At 58.1% G+C, this 20,303-nt stretch carries 23 protein-coding genes; 9 read left to right on the forward strand and 14 right to left on the reverse strand.

All coding sequences use genetic code 11. The features are described from left to right. Positions 1-109: 109 nt before the first annotated feature. The 3 genes from HBN54_RS20665 to HBN54_RS20675 all read right to left on the reverse strand — a co-directional run bounded on the left by HBN54_RS20665 (position 110) and on the right by HBN54_RS20675 (position 3,207). The gene (locus tag HBN54_RS20665; protein ID WP_168675135.1) at positions 110-1,021 is read right to left on the reverse strand and encodes a nucleotidyl transferase AbiEii/AbiGii toxin family protein; all 912 of its coding nucleotides are present in this window, start codon (positions 1,019-1,021) and stop codon (positions 110-112) included. Continuing rightward, positions 993-1,691: a type IV toxin-antitoxin system AbiEi family antitoxin gene (locus HBN54_RS20670; RefSeq protein WP_210428136.1), complete on the reverse strand. Its 699-nt coding sequence runs from the start codon at positions 1,689-1,691 to the stop codon at positions 993-995. Before HBN54_RS20670 ends, HBN54_RS20665 begins: the two co-directional genes overlap by 29 nt. A 565-nt stretch (positions 1,692-2,256) precedes the next feature. Further along, the gene (locus HBN54_RS20675; RefSeq protein WP_168675137.1) at positions 2,257-3,207 is read right to left on the reverse strand and encodes a DDE-type integrase/transposase/recombinase; all 951 of its coding nucleotides are present in this window, start codon (positions 3,205-3,207) and stop codon (positions 2,257-2,259) included. A 992-nt stretch (positions 3,208-4,199) separates the two neighbouring features. Between HBN54_RS20675 and HBN54_RS20680 the strand changes: the two genes are divergently transcribed. Then, positions 4,200-5,342, forward strand: a complete 1,143-nt coding sequence (locus HBN54_RS20680; protein WP_168675138.1) for a replication initiation protein — start codon at positions 4,200-4,202, stop codon at positions 5,340-5,342. A 240-nt stretch (positions 5,343-5,582) separates the two neighbouring features. Beyond that, on the forward strand, positions 5,583-5,888 hold the full coding sequence (locus HBN54_RS24155) for an HNH endonuclease (RefSeq protein ID WP_168675139.1): 306 nt from the start codon (positions 5,583-5,585) through the stop codon (positions 5,886-5,888). 60 nt (positions 5,889-5,948) lie between these two features. Here HBN54_RS24155 and HBN54_RS20690 read toward each other — a convergent pair whose 3' ends face one another. The 6 genes from HBN54_RS20690 to HBN54_RS20715 all read right to left on the reverse strand — a co-directional run bounded on the left by HBN54_RS20690 (position 5,949) and on the right by HBN54_RS20715 (position 10,791). After that, positions 5,949-6,443: a hypothetical protein gene (locus HBN54_RS20690; protein ID WP_168675140.1), complete on the reverse strand. Its 495-nt coding sequence runs from the start codon at positions 6,441-6,443 to the stop codon at positions 5,949-5,951. A 13-nt stretch (positions 6,444-6,456) separates the two neighbouring features. Beyond that, entirely contained in the window at positions 6,457-7,197 is a 741-nt protein-coding gene (locus tag HBN54_RS20695) for a ParA family protein (protein WP_168675141.1), read from the reverse strand. Positions 7,198-7,829: 632 nt separating this feature from the next. Beyond that, on the reverse strand, positions 7,830-8,717 hold the full coding sequence (locus HBN54_RS20700; protein WP_168675142.1) for a S41 family peptidase: 888 nt from the start codon (positions 8,715-8,717) through the stop codon (positions 7,830-7,832). 336 nt (positions 8,718-9,053) lie between these two features. Then, positions 9,054-9,518 carry a hypothetical protein gene (locus tag HBN54_RS20705; RefSeq protein ID WP_168675143.1) on the reverse strand — a complete coding sequence of 155 codons (465 nt, stop codon included), beginning with the start codon at positions 9,516-9,518 and terminating at the stop codon, positions 9,054-9,056. Positions 9,519-9,570: 52 nt separating this feature from the next. Next, entirely contained in the window at positions 9,571-10,167 is a 597-nt protein-coding gene (locus tag HBN54_RS20710) for a hypothetical protein (protein ID WP_168675144.1), read from the reverse strand. Positions 10,168-10,200: 33 nt separating this feature from the next. Continuing rightward, complete coding sequence (locus HBN54_RS20715) at positions 10,201-10,791, reverse strand: hypothetical protein (RefSeq protein WP_168675145.1); 591 nt, start codon at positions 10,789-10,791, stop codon at positions 10,201-10,203. Between the two features lie 78 nt (positions 10,792-10,869). Between HBN54_RS20715 and HBN54_RS20720 the strand changes: the two genes are divergently transcribed. After that, complete coding sequence (locus HBN54_RS20720; RefSeq protein ID WP_168675146.1) at positions 10,870-11,142, forward strand: helix-turn-helix domain-containing protein; 273 nt, start codon at positions 10,870-10,872, stop codon at positions 11,140-11,142. Between the two features lie 28 nt (positions 11,143-11,170). Here the strand turns inward: HBN54_RS20720 and HBN54_RS20725 are convergent, their stop codons facing one another. The 3 genes from HBN54_RS20725 to HBN54_RS20735 form a co-directional block, all read right to left on the reverse strand. Further along, positions 11,171-11,821, reverse strand: a complete 651-nt coding sequence (locus HBN54_RS20725) for a hypothetical protein (RefSeq protein WP_168675147.1) — start codon at positions 11,819-11,821, stop codon at positions 11,171-11,173. A gap of 104 nt (positions 11,822-11,925) precedes the next feature. Continuing rightward, positions 11,926-12,249: a hypothetical protein gene (locus tag HBN54_RS20730; RefSeq protein WP_168675148.1), complete on the reverse strand. Its 324-nt coding sequence runs from the start codon at positions 12,247-12,249 to the stop codon at positions 11,926-11,928. Then, positions 12,239-12,478: a hypothetical protein gene (locus HBN54_RS20735; RefSeq protein WP_168675149.1), complete on the reverse strand. Its 240-nt coding sequence runs from the start codon at positions 12,476-12,478 to the stop codon at positions 12,239-12,241. The genes HBN54_RS20730 and HBN54_RS20735 overlap by 11 nt, the downstream gene beginning before the upstream one ends. A gap of 224 nt (positions 12,479-12,702) precedes the next feature. Here HBN54_RS20735 and HBN54_RS20740 point away from each other — a divergent pair, with 224 nt between their 5' ends. The 3 genes from HBN54_RS20740 (at position 12,703) to HBN54_RS20750 (ending at position 13,747) form a co-directional block, all read left to right on the forward strand. After that, positions 12,703-12,879 (forward strand): hypothetical protein, encoded by a 177-nt coding sequence (locus tag HBN54_RS20740; RefSeq protein ID WP_168675150.1) that lies wholly within the window; start codon positions 12,703-12,705, stop codon positions 12,877-12,879. Positions 12,880-13,265: 386 nt separating this feature from the next. Then, positions 13,266-13,538 (forward strand): hypothetical protein, encoded by a 273-nt coding sequence (locus HBN54_RS20745; protein WP_168675151.1) that lies wholly within the window; start codon positions 13,266-13,268, stop codon positions 13,536-13,538. Positions 13,539-13,540: 2 nt separating this feature from the next. Next, complete coding sequence (locus tag HBN54_RS20750) at positions 13,541-13,747, forward strand: hypothetical protein (RefSeq protein ID WP_168675152.1); 207 nt, start codon at positions 13,541-13,543, stop codon at positions 13,745-13,747. A gap of 52 nt (positions 13,748-13,799) precedes the next feature. Here the strand turns inward: HBN54_RS20750 and HBN54_RS20755 are convergent, their stop codons facing one another. Continuing rightward, positions 13,800-14,417: a hypothetical protein gene (locus HBN54_RS20755; protein WP_168675153.1), complete on the reverse strand. Its 618-nt coding sequence runs from the start codon at positions 14,415-14,417 to the stop codon at positions 13,800-13,802. A 78-nt stretch (positions 14,418-14,495) separates the two neighbouring features. Between HBN54_RS20755 and HBN54_RS20760 the strand changes: the two genes are divergently transcribed. Continuing rightward, complete coding sequence (locus HBN54_RS20760) at positions 14,496-14,789, forward strand: hypothetical protein (protein ID WP_168675154.1); 294 nt, start codon at positions 14,496-14,498, stop codon at positions 14,787-14,789. A gap of 116 nt (positions 14,790-14,905) precedes the next feature. Here the strand turns inward: HBN54_RS20760 and HBN54_RS20765 are convergent, their stop codons facing one another. Next, positions 14,906-17,764: a T9SS type A sorting domain-containing protein gene (locus tag HBN54_RS20765; protein ID WP_168675155.1), complete on the reverse strand. Its 2,859-nt coding sequence runs from the start codon at positions 17,762-17,764 to the stop codon at positions 14,906-14,908. 430 nt (positions 17,765-18,194) lie between these two features. Between HBN54_RS20765 and HBN54_RS20770 the strand changes: the two genes are divergently transcribed. Further along, positions 18,195-18,689: a recombinase family protein gene (locus HBN54_RS20770; protein ID WP_168675156.1), complete on the forward strand. Its 495-nt coding sequence runs from the start codon at positions 18,195-18,197 to the stop codon at positions 18,687-18,689. 375 nt (positions 18,690-19,064) lie between these two features. Further along, a complete protein-coding gene (locus tag HBN54_RS20775; protein ID WP_168675157.1) occupies positions 19,065-20,279 on the forward strand; it encodes a hypothetical protein in 1,215 nt (404 codons plus the stop codon). The last annotated feature ends 24 nt before the right edge of the window (positions 20,280-20,303 follow it).

A 20,303-nucleotide genomic window follows, 5' to 3' on the forward strand; every position in this document is an offset into this window, starting at 1 on the left:
AGTATGATTTGTGTTACTAGTAATATTTATGTTACTTATATTATCGCTTTTTAAGCAGTGGTAACCACCTTGACGATGTCCGCTGAAGACTTTGCAACTGAACTTTGCTTTACCCTTCTCCTGTGCCCTCTAGTAACCCTGTCAGTAACGCTCCCAACAGCGCCAAACTATTTTCCAGACTTGGCACTGCCGGCTCATCGCGGTACTGGGGTTGACTCATAGCCCGTGCCAGTTGACTCTGGTCCCCAACCTGCAATTCGGCGCGGAGTAGATTCAGCAACCGCGTGCGTATGGGTTCGCTCTTGAGCAATACCTGCAACTGCCTCCCCAACACACGGGCCGCCACCAGCTGTAGAAACGAGCCCGGTTCCATTGTGTCATTCTCGTCGAACAAATCGTGATGGCTGGCATAAATCGCATCTTGCTCTAAGTCGAAATAGCGTTGAAGCAAACTCCGCACATCGAGCGCATGCTTCCCCCGCTTTTCGGGCCGGTCCTGCCAGGCAATCAGTTTCAGCGCTATCAGACCAGGAAGCGTGACTACCTGCCACTGCTGGCCGGCCGGAGTAGTCATGCTCGCTGCCCCGCTCAGCACTGCCTCGTAGCCGACCGTAGAGATGCGTTCCATGCCCCGGCGGGAGAAATACACGTCCCCTGCATCATCTGCGATGGCTCCGAAGGGCATCAGGCCCACCGCGACGCTGTTAACGTCACCAGGTGGCTGATAGAGCAGGCAAAAAGCACTGTGCCCGGTCCGGACGAAGCTTTCCTTTTCGGTCAGCCACACCAGCAGTGCCTCGTAATGGGTCGCGTCATTGACCAGCACGGCCAAGTCCAGGTCCTTGGTCATGCGCCGGATGGGTTCGTCATATACCTGACTCAGCCAGATATCCCGGGCCACGGCACCTACGATGTAAAAGTCAATGCCGAAGTAGTCGAACCCCCGTTGCAGGGCGACCATTGCAGCGGCCATGCCCACCGGGTGGAGCTCGTCAGGTGAGATAGGATAAGTAGCGCTCATGCAGTAGATGCGCGACCTCGCGGTTGCGGGGCTCGGCCGTCAGGTAAAGGTCCGCATAAGCGAGCAACGGGTGTACAGCCTGGGGTAGGGGACGGCCCGGTCCCAGCGTCATGGGCATGGGGGGAAGCACTTCCACTTTGCCCGCCTCATCGGGGACCAGGCGCAGCCGGCGCATTATTTCCCCGCGGGGGGCTGCCGTGTAGAGCGTGAAATACTCGGGCAGCAGGTAGCCCTCCAGCAGCAGGTGAGCCGCCGGTTCTCCGCCCCAGGCCATGTCCGGCCCCAGCTCTAGGTCTTGCCAGCCCTGGCGGGCCGTATTGGCATCCAGCCAGCGGTAGCATTGCCCGTGCAGGCGGGGCCGCACGACTTCACCATAGGCCGCCACCCAGCGGTGCAGCACGTGCGACGGGTTGGTCCAGCGGCGCTTGCCCCCTTCGTCACGCAGCAGCTCCAGCTGCTGTAAGCCGCGCAACAGTACGCTGACCGAACCCAGAGCGACCTGGGCTTGCTCGGCAAGTACGCGGTACGAAGCCTGCAGGAGCGCTGGCTCACGCAGCAGTTGATAGAGCAGCTGCACGCCGGCAGGTTGAAAGGCGCGGTGCTGCACTTGCTTGCCTATTGTGGGCTGGCGCTGCCCACGGATGAGAATCAGCCCACCCGCAGCCGGCATACGCAGGTAAGCGTTGCCAGCCGTATCCAAGTAGTGAATACCCATGCCCTGCAAGGCTCTGCCAAGTGCATCCGGGATATATGGGGCAACCAGGACCACGGCGTCTTTCTCGCTTAGGTGGCGAAGCTGGGCAACAGTATCTTTTCCCAGCTTGGGCTTGGCCTCTAGCAGAAAGGGTTGTGCCTGCTCACCGATGCGTAGCCAGTTGTCGGCTCTCTGCTGGGGATTTTCTACTCCGGTTGACTTCGCATTCCCGCTCAAATGGACCGGCAGCTGCAATTGGTTTTCAAGTGCTCGGCTGGCGAGCATCAGCAAGCTTAACTGCTCCGGAGTGTTCACTATATTTAGCAGTTCGTTAGTAGTGAACAATCAAAAATAATGAACAAACCATGAGAAAGCAAGCTTTTTGCCTGTGTGCGACTAGTGGATTGTCAAGCAGGGAGCATCTTGTCAGTGTATCGTTATAAATTTAAATATGTAATTAAGTAAATTTTTAAACCGATATAGAAAGGCAGATTTAATAATAACTACTTGGCAGTCAGAACTAAGCAATCCTTTATTAACGCTAGTCATATAGCCCAAGCGATAGGAGGGTCGGGTCGCGAATGAAAGCAGCAGGGTTGTTTTGCCACTGGGTACAAATCAATCCATGTGGGGTCAATCCTCCCAAGACATTGAGGTGCGTGGCATGATTATAAGTCAGTAACACAGTTTGCAATTGCTTATTGATTTCTTTCTCAGTCCCGCAAAAGAGGCTCAGGGCGAAGGCTTCTGTTAGGGTGTGGGTCATGTTAACGACTTGGTCTTGACCCCAACATTCTTCGGCCGGAATGCGCTGATGGCTGATACCGTATGTTCTACATACTTGGTTGAAATTGGGCTCGTTTGGCAGGAACTTGAGCGCCCGGTGTGTGAATTGTATGCTCTTGTCAGTAAAAACTGTATGTACTTTTTGGGGTAGTTTTTCAAGCACACGCTCCAGAAAGTTGGAAGCTGAGACCCATCTGGAATGTGGATGAAGCTCAGCAAGAATCAATTTGCTGACAGGGTCGATGGCCACGTAAAGATGCTGTGTGCCCTTATCCGACCATATACTCGCGAAATCGACGCGCAAAAAGCCGATAGGATAGTCCGTGCATTTCTCTGTTGATGGGGACCCGATGTTTTCAGTTCGGGGAAGGCGACTGATGCCGTGCCGCTGAAAACAGCGATGCAGTGTGGAGCGGGAGAGGCGCGGAGCCATCGTCTGAAGTGCGGAGAGGCAATCATTGAGTGGGAGCAGCGTGTGCCTTCGGAAAGCCACGGCGAAGGCCTCTTGCTCAGACGTAAGTAAAGTCAAACCTGGTTCCGGGCCCATCACCGCGTCAGTTATGGTCGTGCGATTACGCCATTTGGCGACCGTCTTTGGGTTGATGTTGTATCGTTCGGCTAGTTTAAGCAAGCTTTCCTGACTCTCCTGTATGGCAAGTCTTATTGCCGGGGTGGTGCGGGCATTGCCGTGTATTATCTGTTTCATAGAAACTTGACAGGGTGCAGCAGGTAGTACACACCGTTATTGATTTTGGGTACACAGATACACTAAGTTGATTACGATATACCAAAAACAGACAAACGTATTTGGTAAATAATAGTAATTATTGTTAAAGTGCAATCACTGCTTTATGCTTGTTTAGACTACCCCCTTTTGTTTTGTTTTCTGTTCTAATGGACCCGTGGTACATATCAACAGTCCTAAAAGCTTTCGACTTGGGTGACAAACTAGATAGTAGTAATTTACTGATTAGTTAAAAAGAACCTATTAGTTTACTATAAGGAGTAAACGGCAATAAACTAAGGTTTGGACAGGTAAAAGCTAAGGTTTGGACAGGTGTTCAAAATCAAAAACTAAGGTTTGGACAGGTAAAGGCGTGTAAAAGCTAAGGTTTGGACAGGTAAAAACTAAGGTTTGGACAGGTACTTATCCACATTGGAGATTTCGGGTGAAAAGGTGATTTTTGACTGATAAACCTATAAAAAAGGGAGGTTTGGTGAAGACTGGTTCCTTTAATGTTGAAAACAGGCCACAGAACGGACCCGTTTATCTGTGGGTTGCCTGTGTTTTTCATCCTGAAGTCTTGACAGGCCTATGTAATAAACTAAGTTTTGGACATGTCTAATTGTGCCCTCACGCGCTGATTTCGCATAAACGTTAGTGCTAAGTTGCTGCGGGCTGTATCTGTAGCAGCCACGCATCTCCTGAATCCATCGGCATCAGACAGCTAAAACCGTGGTCAATTTAAGTCAAATTTCACACCACTACATATTGAGACTATAATCATGGTTTATGATTGAATATCGGCTTAAATCAACTATATTTCTTTAGCGGGCTATGGTCGGTAAGCATCCTGGTGAATGCTAGGCCAACGGCCTGCCGTAGAAGAGTAAGATGCGAAAGATTGACACCTTATCTTTTTAGTTTTTCGGATATATCTTGCAGGTGCTTTCTAACGCTGCCTACCGCTAAGTATCATGGCTGACAAACGTCTATCCCGCGCGCCCGGCGCTCCACTGCTGGAGCTTGGCTTAACGTACGAGCCCGAATACCGGGGTGAGGTAAAACAGCACTGGAACGTGACCTTTGCGCACCAGAAGAAGATTTCGGTATACGGCAAGCGCATTATGGCGCGGGTCATCGACCAGATTCGCGACAATGACTATCAGTTGCGGGACTTCTATCAGTTGCACGTGTCCTCCATTGTCGAGGGGACGGACATCGATACGGATACGGCCTTCTCAAAAATCAAGGGAGCGCTCTACGAGCTGACCGACATGAAGTGGGAGTTTGAAAGCATCGACCGCAAGGAATGGTACTTCCGGCACCTGCTCGATACGACCAAAGAGCAGCGGGTCGGCTACAAGGACGGCATTATCACCATCCTGCTCAACCCGCAGCTAGCGCCTTACCTGGTGAAAGCGGCCCATTACAGCAAGTTTCCGCTGCACGGCTACATGAACCTGAAGAGCTGGTACAGCATGCGCTTCTTCGAGATTCTGGCCGCCTGGCAGGATAAAGGGTACTGGGAGGTTCCGGTGGATGAATACCGGCAGTACATGGATTGCTGGCATGACGTCGACAAACGCGGACAGGTCAGACTGGACAAGAAAGATAAGCCGGTGATGAAGTACCCCAACACCAAGCTGCTCCTTGATAACACGATGAAGGAGCCCGAAAAGGAGCTGGCCGGCACCGACTTTGAGTTCACGTACAAGCCCATCTATGAGACCGAGCGGCCCACCCGTGGCCGTAAGAAAATCATCCGCTTTCGGTTTGAACTGAAAAAAGGTCCAATGCTAAAGGACATCCCGGACTCCTGGATGGATAATACGGATACTGGCAGCATCATTACCCGCCTCCGGGAGTGGAAGGTTACGGATGCTAACATCGTCAAATACGCGCCCATTCTCAAGCAGGAGGGAGCCCTGGAACTGCTCAGAGCGTGGGAACTCAAGAACCGGTCTAACCGCCACATCGACGACAAACTGCGTTATTGCAATGCGGCTTGGGTACGCGCTGCCAAGCAGGCTCTGGAGGATGCAAAGCAGGCTAAAATTGATGCTAAAGCTGAGGCAGCCGAAGCCAAGCTGATTGTGCAGCAGGCCCTGAATTTATAAATTTTCTTCTGGCAGTAGAGCAGTAGAGCAGTAGAGCAGTAGAGCAGCAGACAGCAGGACTGGTGGCGTCGGTAAACGCGAACAGTTGCTAAATCTAGTGCGATTTGTTCAGGAAACAGCACTTCGGTTTTTCTGTCAGCCCGTTCATGGCAGCGAAGCATCTCCCGGCATTGACTGCCCCGATTCGTGCTCCGTATCACCCGCCATGCCGCGAATGCGGTTCAACAACCATGTGTTCTCATGAGCGCGCCACTCAAAACCAAGAACAAGCGGAAGCTGCGGACAAAACTGCCCCGGGAATGCGCTCAGTGCGGGGCCACGGAGAACCTCACCATCGACCACATCAGGCCCCGGTGCTTCGGCGGAACCAACGGGCAGCATAACCTGCAAACCTTGTGTGCGCGCTGTAACATCCGCAAAAGCCATCTTGAGCAGCCGCGCCGCTCTAGGCCTACGGAAGACCCAACCATGCGTTCTAAAAGGTGGCTGAAGCGCAAAGCATGGTTCAGCCGGCAATCTAAGCCTGGCCATTCAGCCCCGCTTTGACGCAGCACTGTTGGTCGCCTTCCAAATGCCTGCCAACTAATGATGGACGGCGACGGTAAATTACTCGCTGCTCTTTACTTGCCGGCCCCGCTGGATACGCTCCCGGCGCTGCTGCTCTTGCTCACGAGTCTGGGCAGGACGGGGAGCTGCGGGCTCTGCAGTAGCGAATAGCAGGTCCAGCCCCTGCTGCAAAGCTTGCTTTTGCGAGTAAGTATAGTCGCCCCCTGACCGGCGAGCATGAACGTAATCCCTTAACTGCTCCAGATGGCCCCGACTGAGCACGAACGTCTGGCGTACTCCATCCGTCGCATCGCCGGCCTCCACTGCAGCAGGAGCAGTTGAAACGGCAGCTTTAACGACTCGCTTAGGCTTACTGATGTTACCAGTATTCACACTGTTGACAGTGTTACTCTCACCATTCGTTGCAACTGCTTTATCAACTGGCTTTTGTACTGGAGCACTGCTGTCGGAAAGGTCAAAAAAATCCATTTCTGACGCTGGCTTTGGGGTAGCCGGTTCACCGGCAGGGGACAGGTTCTTGAAGGTTTTGGCCATGGGGCGTGTTAGCTTAGCGGGTGAGTATCTCCGCCACCAGCGCCTGGTAGTCGGTGGCCCCGGCACTTTGCGGAGCGTAAGTAAAGATGTCCTTGGCCAAGTGGGGGGCTTCCCCTAAGGCGATACTTTCCCTGATGAAGCTGTTCAGCACCAGTTTGGGGTACTTGGTCCGCATCTGCTCGGCGGTTTCCCGCCGGAGCACCTTACGGGCATCGTGGCGGGTGAAGAAGATGCCACCTACTTTCAATTCGGGATTCAGCCGCCGCTGGACCCGGCTCACCAGGTCCAGCACCTTTTCCAGGCCGTCAGTGGCGTAAAGCTGCGCTTCCAGCGGAATGTAAAGCTCCTGTGAGCAGGCGTAGGCGTTAAGCGTAACCAGCGCCAATGCGGGCGGGCAGTCAAGCAGAATGTAGTCGAACTTCTCGCGTACGGGTTCAAGCAGCTCCTTCAGCAGAAACTCACGGTCTAGTTCATCGCCCTTGAGCTTCTCAAACCCCGACAGTGCCGGCGAGCCGGCGACCAGCCACATGTCGTGTGCTTTGTATGCTTTGAGCGGATATTCTTTCAGCAGCGCGCCGTACACATTCTTATCTGCATCGACCAGACCCAGGCCTTTGGTCAGGTTCGCCTGCGGGTCTAGGTCAACGAGTAGTACTCGCTTGCCAGCGCGTACCAACCCCGCGCCGATGTTGGCCGTGGATGTGGTTTTGCCAACCCCGCCTTTCTGATTCGTAAATGCTAGAATCTTGCTCATGCAGCAAAGATAGGTGTACAAATGTTACTCATGTTAAACGTAACACAAGTATTGTTGGTATTACCTGTGTTACAGGTATTCATACCATCGCAGTAATCAGCAACAGGTTGTGACGACACTCCTACCTTAAAAACTACCGATTAAAATCTCACCGATTAACTGTTCGGCTAAGCTTTTAACCAAGGCCTGTTCCGTTCGGCTCTAACCGCCCCCCTCAGTCGGTCAAGGTGACTGGCAGGTGAGAGACATGCCCCTCAACATTTAGTGTGAGATAAGAGAGGCCTTAGCAGTTGGGTTTTACGCGGATGAACGGGCAATAACCCGTTTATTTCCCCACTGCCTGCGGGACTCAACGGCCTTCTTCTTCTCAACTGATTAAGGAAGCATCAGGAGCTGCTCACAACGTCGGACTTGGTCAAAAGTTTGGTACAAAGGTTAAATGAGCGGTCACTCGGTGGGCGTATCAACTCGTCCTACTGCGCGGAGGTAGGAGCTACCAAGGCGCACCTTGCCAGCTCCCGCCAGTTGGGGGCTGATATGCCGGTGGGAACGGGGCCAGAAAGTGGAACTACTTACCCATCCTGCTGGCCTCACCTTCTTGACCTGTTCGGCCCGCTCATTGATGCTGCCTATTATTTCTTCGCTTGGTATTCTTCCCTAATCCAGCGAATGGCTTGCGGCACTACTTCGGCTGGCTTGAGCGGCTCGTCGGGGGCGATGGAGTGGCCATACCGTACTAGGTGGCGGTCGGCGAACACGGCGGTTGTTAGCAGGATAATGGACCCATCGGACAAATAAAAGCGGCTTCTGCCAGTCGATACCCCGCACGTGCCCGCCCCAAAGCTTCTCGTGTGCTTTCGGGCTTTGAAGGCGACCGCAACGGCCTCGCCCGAACTGGCCGTTAGGGTATCGGTCAGCACGGCCACGACCGGGTTGGCAGACTTAAGTGTATAATAATTGGCGGTTTCTGCCTCGATGTCGCCGTCCGCCAATGCCTTGCCCTTTTCGTATCGCCACGCGGTTTTAGTATTATTCGAGTCAACAGAATAGCCGAGCGTATCCTCTCCCAACACCGGCCCTATCCCCACAAGCATCGGCCACATATTCCCGCCCGCATTCCCTCGCAAATCCACGAGCCAGCCTTTTAATTCTGGCTTATCCCGCTCCTTTATTTGGGCCTGTACGTGGGCTATGTATGCGTCCAGCTTTTCATGGCTGCCGACAACCCAGGGGATTCGGATGTAGCCGATGTCCCCAGGGACCGGTTCGTCGGGGTATAGTGGGGGCTGCTTGGAAGTGGGCAGTTTGGACTCCTGCACCAGGCGGGCGGGCGCAAACATGCTGTGCTTATCGCCTAGGGTAACGATAGCAGATACAACTGCTGGATAGGCCTGCTCAATGGTTTCGGCACCACTTGCTTTCGCTAGCAAATTCTGCTTGAAAACCACCCAGCTGATGGCCGCCCGATTCATGAAATTGGCTTGCAGTATCCGGACTACCTCCTCCACATAGTTCCGCACGGCAGGTGAGGGGGGGGGCTTATGTTCGGCACTACAAGTAGCAAAGACGAAGAATAAAAGGCAGAAGTAGCGTAGCCGTTTCATTCGTCCAAGTTAAGATATACCTAGCATACCGTTAGCCGCTCAGGGAGCCTTCGGCCACCACCCGCGCACCGACCACTTGCGCCCGGTCATAGCGCATCTACTAGCCCAGGGCAACTGCCCGGCTCACTGGGGGCACGCGGAGAACGGCCCGCGCAGTCATTCACAGTTGAATGACTGCCAAACGCCCGCTTGTTTAACCTTTGTACCAAACTTTTAACCAAGGCCGGTAATACAGCATTCATTTGCCGCCGCTTACCTCCGTGTGGCCAGTAGCACGCTCTCGGCGACCGCGTTGCCCACTTCCAGCCGCTCGATTAACGCCATCAGCTGGTTGTTGCCGGCCAAGGGGCTGGCTTCTATTACCGGGCGCAGATTGGCCGCCACCTGGCCAAAGTACTTATAGCCCTCGGCCAGGTAGCGTGCGGCTTCGCAGTAGATGGGCGGGTCGAGGTCCGGGGCCAGCAACGAGCGGGCCACGCGCTGGGCAAGCCGCACCAGGTCGGCGTGGTCGAGGCTGATGCCGGCGCGGTCCTCCCACAGGTCGGGCTGGTACTGGTGAAAGACTTCGGACCAAACCTCCACGGCCGGGGGGAGGAAGTGGTGGTGGAGCTGCTGCGCGAGCCAGAGCACGGCCTGCGCCTGCTGGCCGGGCGTGGCCCAACGGTAGGGGATGGCGCGGGCCTCAGGGCGCGCAAGCTCAGCGGGGACGGGTTGCATCGGGACGGAGTGAAATGAATAGGGGAGAGGAGAAGGGGTGTTTTTCAGCGCCCTACTGGGGATTTTCGGCCTTGCGTTGCGCTTGTTCCTCGGCCATCAGAGCGGCTTCCAGGGGCTTGCTCAGCACGTCCAGGCGACCCTCTAGGCCCGCGCCAACGGCTTCTTCGGTGTACACGGCGCGGGCTTGCCTCCCCTCCCAGACGATTTGGTTGGGCCCCTGCGCCTGACCGGGGCCGAAGAGAGCAGTGGCTTCCGGCCGCAGCACGGCCGCGTCACCGAGGGTCGCGAAGGCATAGAACTTGCCGTCGAGAAAGTAATAAAATTGAAAGTTTACCTGCGTCCGGTGCTGGTCGAACCAGCCCGTGGTTCCCGTGGACGCGTAGGCCCGCGTCGGGCCCTCCGGGATGCCATGGATTTGGGGTAGCAGGCGCAGGTGGGGAAAGGTGCTCGGGGTTTCACCGAAGGTGTGGCCGGCGATGCCGTTGAGCGAATCCACGCGGTGGCCGAACGGAAACGCGGGGGGCGTGGCCGCAGGGGGTGCTCCCGCCGCAGCGGTCGGGTTCGGTGGCGCGCAGCCGGGGAGTAGTAGCCCGTGTGCGAGCAATAGGAGCGCGAGCAGGGCAGCGGGGTGGCGGGAGAAGTGTGGCATGGGCAAGTAGAAGCGGTGCGGAAATAGGGGGACTCACCGACTCTGGCGGTTCTCAGCGGGGTCGTTGCCGGCCGCAACCCCGCGGGCGCGGTCCAGCGCCGCCACCCACGCAAGAAGGGTCGCTCGGGCCTGGTCGGAATCCGTACCGTCGGCCTCGAGCGGGGCCGGGGACTTGGTCCACCCGAACTGTTCGGCCTCGGCGTAGCGCCGGGCCACCCCCGCGACCAACTCGTACACCGCGTGGCCGCCCGCCCGCGGGTCGGCTTCGAGCTCCGCCAGGGCGCGGAGGACCTCGTCCGGGCAGTTCATCGGCAGCCGGGTGTAGTAGAGCTGGCGCGGCCCGTGCCCCGCCCGGGCGAGGACGACGGCCGGCAGGGCGTCCAGGTAGTCGGCGACGCGGGCCAAGTCGGGTGCGTCCAGGAAGACGGTGTCCGCCGTCGCCCACAGGTCGGGTTGCAGGGCCGCCAACGCGGTGGCCCACGTCCCCCTGCGCACGGGGGGGAACTTCCCTCCTAAAGCATCCCGGACAGCGTGCTCGGCTTGGGCGAGCTGTTCGGGCGTCGCTTGCGCGAAGGGAAGACACCAGGCGGCGGGTGTTAGGCGGGACGGGGCAGTGGATTTCATGGAATGGCGATGGCAAAGGGCTTGGAAGGAACGCAAGATACAGAAAAAGCCCTGCTTGTAATCACATGTGACTATAAAGTGCCTGTATTTTGGGACCAGCTTGCCGGGGTGAAAAACGAGGTGGTATTGCAGGCCTTCGGCCAGCACCTGCGGGGCTTGCGCGAGGCGCGGGGATGGAGCCAGCAGGCGCTGGCCGACGTGTGCGACGTGTCCAAGCCGACCATTTACCGCATCGAGACGGCCCGCTACTCGGCGACGCTCGATGTACTGGCCTCCCTGGCCCAGGGGCTGGAAATCCCGCTCAGCGAACTGCTGCAGTTTCCCGTGCCGCCGCGCTCCAGTGCGGACTAACGGCTGGTTCGCAACGGTGCACCCCCGGTCAGGCAACTCGGCGGACCAGAGGCCCGGGGAACAGCTGCTTCGCCGGGCCAGGACCGGTTCCCGGGACGAGGCCGCCGGGGCTTCCAGGGAATTTGAGGTGGTTCAGCAGGCGCTCGATTTCGGCACTGTCCGGCCAGGGAGGCGCGCCCGGCAGGCCTGGTGCGAGGAGCGGCGCGCTGGCCAGGTTCCAGCACCAGGCCTGGACCACTTGCTCGGCGAGGGGGCTGGGGTAAACCAGGCGGCGGAGCAACGCCTCGAGCCGGGGGCCACAGGCCGTGGCCCCCGCCGCTACTTCGCCGAGCGCCCAGACGGCCAGTTCGCTGGCCTGCAGGCTGTGCTGGGCCAGGTGCAGGGCCGGTAGCCCGTAGAGCGGCGGGTCCAGCACGGGCAGCTCCGGGCTCGTCGCCAGGTGCTGGGCGAGTTGGGTCAGGTCCGTTTCAGCCAGGGCCACGACGGTGCCCCGGAGCCACAGGTCGGGTTGGTAGTCGGCCAGGGCACGGGTCCAGGTAACGGCGCGCAGGGTGGGAAAGTGGGTTCCGAGCCGCTGGTGCAGGTAGTTGCCGGCCAGCGTCCGTTGCGCCGCCGTGGCCCGGTGATAGGGGAGGCACTGGCCAGTTGGCGGGGCATGAAAAGGGAGATAATAGGGCATAACAAGGTCATTGACGCGTGAATCGCGAAGCTTATCGTATCATCAGAAGAGGGGGGCGTGTTCGCATCCCTGGCAGGGCGGGCAGCCGAGGGATGCGCCGGGGGCTAGGATGCGGTGGGTTCGCCGGGTATGGACTGGTCGGGCCGCGACGGGATTCGACCCCGCAACGTCTCGCTTTCCTGCCAGTCCTGGCGCAGTTGCCGGGCTTCGGTTTTCAGCACCTGACGGTGCTCGCGCAGGCCCTGGCCGAGCAGGTCGATGACCTGCACCCCTGCGCCCCGCTCGATGGGCACGGTCAGCGTCCGGGTGGTGGAGTGCAGGGTGATGGCTACGATGCCTTCCAGTTCGAGCGTGAGCAATTCGTGTTGCTGGGTTCGGGCCACCTTGCGGGCTCGGCGGACTTTCCGCAGCTGTTTGCTATACCACATGGCCGGCCACTGAATGGGTGGAACAATGGCCAGTGCAGAGCCGGTGAGCAACCGCGGCGCTCATGTTCCGCAACCAGCCGGTGAGTTGCCGGGCATCCTCGCACTCGTGGATGTAGTGGTTGGCCAGTAATTGCTCCTGGGGCGAGAAGAGCGGGTTGCCGAAAAATACGGCGGAGAGGGCGTGGCGGAGTTCGCCAAGTATAGGTTGCCCGGTTACATGCGTTTTCATGTAATTTTGGGGTAAGGTTTGTAAGAACCCAACCGTAGTGCCTGGTCGAAACAGGTGCTATATCGGAGGCCATCTCTTGCTAGGGGTGGCCTCTTTCGCTTACTACAAGGTGAGCCGTCCAATTTGGACACTACAAATATACTAGATAAAATCTAGATTGCGTAGTTCGCTGAAGATTTTGTCTAGATTTCCTCTTGATGTAATCTAAATTCTATCTTTGAGGTATGAAAGCAGAGAAATCAGACAAGCCACGCAAGCCTCAACTCAATCTTGCCCTTGATGCTGGTGACAAATCATTCATCGAAAGTGTGGCAAAAGCTCGGCGATTGAGCGTAACTGGGCTTATCCGAACATTGGTTTTTGATGAGGGGCGTCGCCTTGGCATGCAGATACCCGAGTAACTAATTCAGGTAGTAGAAACAAGCCGCTTTGTCTAAACTCCGTATTTGGCCCTTTCTGTAGTACGACTATTAGGAATGGGTACTTCTTAGTTATGGCTGACATCCAGCCAATTTTACTATAACGCTTCCAAGACTAGTTGTTTTATTTGACCCTACGCGAATTCGCAGCTGAAGCAATGAATCTTGAGATTGCCAGGTTTATTCGTGCCGTTGTGTAGCTAGACTATTTGATATAAACCAACATTAAATTCTGCGCCACGCCTAGGGGGCTATATCGTTGGGGCAATTTGCACTCACCCCAGCCTTATTTGTTAGTGCCCTTTAAGGCATACTACCTAAGAGCCCATACGCTGCGCGGAGCTTCACTGAAGGCTATCTTGGTACCCATGACTTTCCCTGAGTTCACTCTGCTGACGGAAGACAGCCAACTGGCACACGTTTATGCCGTGGGTGCCTACGTGGCCACGCGTTGGCAGGAGGTCTATGAAGCCGTGCTCCTGTACCAGATGCCCGGGGGATTTTTCGTCGAGTTGACTTACGACACCGAAAGCAACGAGGTGCAGTATTGCTTTCCTTTTGAAACTGGCAGCGAGGATGACCGCCTTGCTGATTATGCCATGTTCGTGAAGCTCCCGACGTGGGTGCCGGAAGTCGAGTAGTCATGTTTGGCCACAGCTACCTGTTTCGCGTGGGCGACATAGTCCAGCTGCCTGCCTCTTCCACCTTTATCGAAATTCAGTGGCGGGGGCAACTGCAGCTGGGGCCACCGGGGCAGAAAGAAAGGGTCGATGTGTACTGGCTGGGCGAGCCCCACTGGGACTGCTATTACGAGGAGGAGTTGCTGGCCATTGGGCAGCTTCCTTTCTAACCGAAGAGCGCCGACTGCCCGGAACAAGCCCCTCGATGAACTCATTCCGCTCTCACGGCACGGCCACCGGAGTGGCCGGAAACGAAATCAGGAGCCGCTTGCTCGACGAGAGCACACACCGAAATTCCCCCTGCACCGTTTGCGTGGCGGGTGTATAAATGCTGTGGCCCACGGCCTGCGTGGGCGTACCCTCGTCGGTGCTGACGGCTACCGTATCGGTTTCGAAGGAAGTGCCCACCCCGCGGGTAGCCGTAAAACGGGCGCGCAGGCGCTGACCGTCGGGCAGGTCACCCGAAACGACCAGCAAGGGCGTCGGACCCTGCCGATACGCTTCAATGCGACCCCGACCCAGTGGGTAGGGGAGCAGGCCGGGCTGCTGCACCGTGAGTCGGATGGGGGGCATGTGGGCTACCTGAGCTGCCTGTTGCCGGGTTAAGCTCCGCGCTTTCTGCTGGAGGTGCTGACTCCAGCCATACCCCCCGAGGAGCAGGAGCGTGAGTACGCTCAGGGTCCAGCCAACGACCTCTTTCAGGCCCTGGGGAACCCGCTCACTGCGGAAGAACTGGCGCAGCACTACCCCGGGCAGGAGCACGTACGGCACCAGCCAGGTACCGATGACGACCAGGGCGATGAGCAGCAGCAGCAAGCAGAAGAGCAGGAATTCCAGCACGACAGCAACCAAAGAGCGTAAGGAACGGGCAAATTACTGTCCCATCACCCCGCCGACTTCTGCGTAGCTTGCTCCTCTATGAAACACCTGCTACTCCAGGCCGTCTTCCTCGCCCTGTTCTTCCCCGCGCCGGCCCAAACGATTCATTCGCGTACGACCCGCAAAACCGTTACCCATTCGGCGGCCGCCAAAGCAAAGGTCAAGACCAAATACGCGACGGGACCGACGGTGTACTACTGCGCCAGCGGCAACACGGTCAAGTACCACGCTTCGCCCGGCTGCCGTGGCTTGGCCCGGTGCGGGGCCACGGTGCAGCCCTTGCGCCTGGCGGCCGCGCAGCAGCGCATGGACCCGTGCAAGTGGTGCTACTGAGATGCAGGGTCCGCAAAAAGCCCCGGTCAGCAAGGCTGATACCTTCCGGACCGGGGCTCTTTATTCACCAGGGGCAGTAAGTTACTTCGCCAGCCGTTGACGCGGGCAATGAGGCTTTACTCCACGACCAGCTTGCGGTACGCCGTGCCGCCCGGAAAGCTGAGCCGCACCGTGTAGAGCCCCGGCACCAGGGCCGGCACCGCCAGCGTGTGCGGCCCGGCCCCCTGCCGCTCCTCATCCACCAGGCCCACCACCTGCCGCCCCACCGCATCAACCACTTCGGCCTGCACGGCCCCGGCCGTCGCCAAATAATAGGAGAGGGTCGCCGGGCCCGCCGTGGGGTTCGGAAACACCGTCAACGCGATTTGCTCCGTGGCCGGCGTCGTGCCCGTGATGATGCGCCGGGTGTACCAGATGGGCGAAGTCACGATGCTGTCCCCGTCGGCCTGGGCAATCACGGCGTAATAATAAGCCGTGGTGTTCACCGCCTGCGGGTCCACGTAGCTCAGCGCCGTCGCGCCAGCGGCGGCCGTGGCCACCACGACCGGGGCCAGCCCGCTGCCGGGGACCCCGCGCAGCACCCGCACCGAGCTCACCGGCTCGTTGTCGGCATCACTGATGCACACGCTCATGGAGGCTGGCACTTGGTCGGCGAAAATGGACCCCATGGGCTGGTTATTGAGCGTGAAGGTGACTTCCGCGTTCCAGTCGTCGGAGGCGTAGAAATGTCGTTGGCGCAGCGCGTCCAGTAGGTCGGCCTTGGTCAGGGCCGGGGCCAGCACCACCAGCCGGGCCTGGGTCGTGCGCAGAAAGGTCGTGTTGTGGTTGTCGTGGTCCAGCGAGACGCCAACGTGATAGCCCTTGGCGAGCAGGGTCTGGAAGTAGGGCGTGTAGCTGCCCCGAGAGGGGTTGCTGTAGCTCATGTTGGTCGAGGTGGCCGGACCCGAGCGCAGCACCGTGCCCACGATGGCCGAGTCGGCGCGGGGGCTGAACGCGGTGCCGGCCAGGTTGGTGTAGTCCGTCCGGTTCGGGTGGGCCAGCGTCGCAAAGGCCCCCGGCCGCCGGTTGATTTCCCGGAACAGGCCTTGGTAGTCGTTCTTGGCCACGAAAACATCGTAGTTGCCCGGCTCCCAGCCCAGCAGCTGGTTCACGCCATACACCACCGCGTGGCCCCCGCCCGAGATGACGCCCCACTCCATGCCGTACAGCGCCACGAAGCTGGCCGTGGTGGCCTGGTCGGCCTGGGTCAGGCCCCGGGCGTAGTTGGGCAGGCTCATGCCCGCCTGGCTGTGGTTATGGTCCGAGATGCCCAGAAAATCGGTGTGCAGCGAGGCCGCCGCGTACTGAAAGTCTTGCAGGGGTGTCACGGCCGCGCCATCCTGGTTGCCGTCCGAGTAGCTGCTGTGCGCGTGCAGGTTGCCCCGAAAGGGCAGCAGCGTACCCACTGGTGGCACCGGCACGGTGTAGGAAGTATTGGCAAAGAAGGAAGTAGTATACGCCGCTGAGCAGCCCGTGCCGTTGTAGGTGAATATTTCCACCCGGTAGCTCGTGCCGGGCACCAGGTTGGTGACCGTGACGCTGTTGGTCCCGGCCCCGGCAAAGACCACGAAGCCACTGCCCAGCCGGCTGCCCCCGCCATAGGCGGCACTGGCCGCGTAGCCCGTGCCGCTGGTGGGCAGCGCGAGCGTCGTGCCATTGGGGCGGACCACCACCAGGTGATTGGCCCCGTTGCCCGGCGTCCAGCCGAAGGTGGCGCTGGTGCGCCCCGCCGCGACGGCCGTGGCCGCCGTGGCATCCTGGGTGGGAAACGCCGCCAGCACGCAGGGGGCGGTCGTGAACGTGCCACTCGCGGGTGCCGACTGCAGGTAGTTGGTCGTGCAGCCGGTGCCCAGCAGCTCGTATACCTGGTAGGTGTAGGCCGTGTTGGGCAGCAGGTTCGTGACCGCCACGGTGGTACCGGTCCCGGCATAGACGGCGAAGCCGACCGCGCCCACGGCCGAGCCGCTGCCGAACGCCGCGTTGCCATTATAAACGCTGCCATCGGTGGGGGCCGTGGCCGCCGCGCTGGCCGGCCGCACCACCACCAGCCGCCCCGTGCCGTTGCCCGCCGTCCAGCTCAGCGTCGCCCCCGTTGTGCTCACGCCTGTGGCAGTCGGCGTGGCGGAGCCCTGCGTGGGCTCCGGCCCCAGGGTGCAGGGAGCCGTCACGTAAATGTTGTCGAATACGGCCTGCTCGGTGGCCGTGGTGGCGTGGTTCCAGAAGCAGCCCACCCAAGGCAGGGCCACGGTGGTGAAGGCCGAGTCCTTGCGAATGCCGATGCGCGTGTAGCTGGCCGTGGTGGGGTCGTCGAAGCTGGCCGTGTTGGCGCTTACTTCCAGCGTCCAGTTGTCCTCGTCCGGGGCAAAGAGCACCCGCACCGTGGCTGCGGGCCCACTCGTCGCGCCCGTTGCCACCGGCACGCTCACCGCCACCAGCGTACGCAGGTTCGTGGGCCCCACCAGCCCGCCGGTGTAGCGCACCAGGCGCAGGCTGTCGGGCTGGCCGGCATTGCCGTACACCACGGCATAGCCGTTGCCCGTGGTCAGGTCCGCGGAGCTGCCGGCCAGCACGAAGGCCGCCCCGTAGTTATTGGGCCCGATGCCCGAGGGGTTGGGCCGCGACTGCTGCATATTGAAGAGCCAGGTCAACTGGTCGGCATTCTGGCGCAGCACCGGGCTGTAGCGGGTCGAGATGTCGCGGGCCACAAAATCCTTGCCCAGCACCCCGCTGCTGATTTTGAGCTGGTTGCTGGCGATGGCCGCCCCGGTGCCGGCCGTGGTTTCGGTTTCCACCCAGCCCGCACCCACGGTGGGGCTATCGGGGCGGTTGAAGTCATCTAGTAGGGTGGGGGCCTGCGCCTGGGCCAGCACGGCTGTCGGGGCCAGCAGGGAGAGCCCATTGATAAGCCAGTAGCGTAGTGTAACGGATATAGACATCAGCGGGGGGGTAAAGAGTATGAGGCAAAGGTATTTCTATTAAAAGTTGTGCTGACGTTGGGGCGCAAAGCGAAAGGGGTGGTATGCCTATCACGAATCCCTGACGTCTGAAGGAAAAACCGACGTTCGTAAAACCCCTACAAGAAAGCCCTTTAAAACGCATGTTTTGAAGGGCTTTCTAAAACGGTGCGAGACCCTTCGAGAAACAGTAAATTTGCAAATTGCCAATTCTGTGATTTTGGTGGGTTACGCGCCCAATTGGTTTTACTTCCGCTAGGGACCGGCTTGCCCCCGCCACGCTGAAGCTGGTGAACGGGTCGCGTACCTTGAGCGAAGGGAGTGCCGGTGGCCCTAGCGCATCACCGCGTGGGGCCGGGCACCTTGCCGCGAACGGCGCGTTTGTTAAGTTCACTCCGCTATTCCCTGCTCCATGACCACCGCCGCCATCTATGCCCGCGTCTCGACCCGTGACAAGGGCCAGACCAACGACAACCAGCTCCTGGAACTGTGGGCCTTCGCCGAGCGACTGGGCTACCCCATCTATCAGGAGTACTGCGACCGGGAAAGCGGCAGTACGGCCGAGCGACCCGCGTTCCAGCAGCTCTTTGCCGATACCCACCAGCGGCGCTTCGACGTGGTGCTGTTCTGGAGCTTGGACCGTTTCAGCCGGGAAGGGGTGAGGGAGACGCTGAACCATCTCCAGCGCCTGGACGTGGCCGGCGTGTCGTTCAAGTCCTTCACCGAGCAGTACCTCGACAGCACCGGGCTCTTTAAGGAGGCCATTATTGCCATCTTGGCGGCTATTGCTAAGCAGGAACAGGCGCGTTTCTCCGAGCGCATTAAAGCGGGCCAAGCGCGCAGTGCCAAGAAACCGGGACGTCCTAGGCTTGCTGCGACCAAAGTGGCCGAAGTGGCCTTCTTATAGCAGCAAGGGGGCAAAATTACTCTAAGGGGAAATGCTATATTACATCCGGTTGACTTTTAAACAGATGTCATTTTTACATGGCTCAAAAAGCTGGGTTCAATAAATCAACTGGCTGTTTCTTTTTGGACTGCCTTTCTGAACCCTGTTTGCTTGACCAACAGACCAAGTAGGCTGCAAATAATAAAGCGTCAATAAGTTACGGATTTCTGACCCTGACTCGAAACTGCTTACAGTAATTTTACCCCCTCGCTGCTATAAGAGGGCCAAAATCCATTAACGTGCTATTTATTCTGTTTTCTGAGGGGCCCCCAATTACTGCACCAAGGCAGAACTAATGCAAACTTTTCCATGGGCGAATTAAATTGAGTCTATTCAATGCTCCACTCCCCCCATCTGGTAACGGCCTCTGATTTAACCGAGCGGCATTATCGGCTTGTTGAGCGCGGCCTGTTTCCAGACCTTATCCGGCGCCTAATCTTAATATCTGACCACTCCGTTCGCGATATTCAATTCCGCGCTTACGAGAGCATCGCTATCAGCGGCTGGGACGGGTCTATCGACCAAGCAAAGGGTTCAACCTACGTGCCCGCCGGTGCCTCTCGCTGGGAATTAGGAACCAATCAGGACGCTGCCAGTAAAGTCAAAAGCGACTTTGAGAAGCGCAATGCACCGGCAAGCCTCCTTACTAGGCGTGGGCGGCCTAAGAAGAATGCGGATTTGGCGACTTCTGAAAAAAACGATTCTGTCTCTTTAGCAGCCCAATCGGCTAGCCAGCCCGCGATGCCGCAAGAGGCAGAAGAATTAGTCCCGGTAGATTCATTAAACCGTTCCCAGACAACCTTGGTATTCGTGGTTGGGCGGGAGTGGCCGGGCGGTAAGGAGTGGGCTAGTTCACAGACTGTAAAGAGTGAGTGGAATGCCATTAAGGTCTTTGATGCCACAGACATCCACACATGGCTCACTCAGCATTCGGGCATTCATCTCTGGTTCTCTAGGCAGTTGGGAAGCCCAGTTAGTGGTACCAACGACATTGAAAATTGGTGGCTCGACTGGACCTATACCAGTAGCCTGGATATCCAATCAGATTGGCTGTTAGTCGGGAGAAGCGAACACCGCGACAAGCTACTAAAATGGCTCTCAAGCAAGGAGGAGGCATTTCCTGTCTTTGGCTGCTCTGCCGAGGAAGCTCGCGCATTTATCGCTGCCTGCATTATGGCGTTGTCAGAAGATGAACGCCTTCCGCTGTTAGGGCGCATTGTAATCGTATCCCGGGAAGACGTATGGGAACAATTGGTCTGGGAAGAAAAAAAGCTGGTATTGATTTTTGATTTCGAATCGACTAAACAAGACCGGCTCTGCGCCAGCGCAACCCGCCGTGGGCACCAGGTAATTCTTGCTTGCTCTCAGGGGCTGACCGGCACTGAAGCAAGTGCTGATGTGCTTCCGGCTATCATGCCGGAGATATTACAGGCAAAGCTGGAGCAATTAGGGATGCCCACTGAGATAGCTGCCTTTAATGCGTTGATGACTTCCCAGTTGTTTACAAACCCCGATTCGCAATCCTTGAAATGGCCGTTTTTGAATCGTTAAGTTTAAGGAATTACACCATTCTGA

It is taken from the genome of Hymenobacter artigasi (assembly GCF_012275535.1).
GTDB lineage: Bacteria > Bacteroidota > Bacteroidia > Cytophagales > Hymenobacteraceae > Hymenobacter > Hymenobacter artigasi.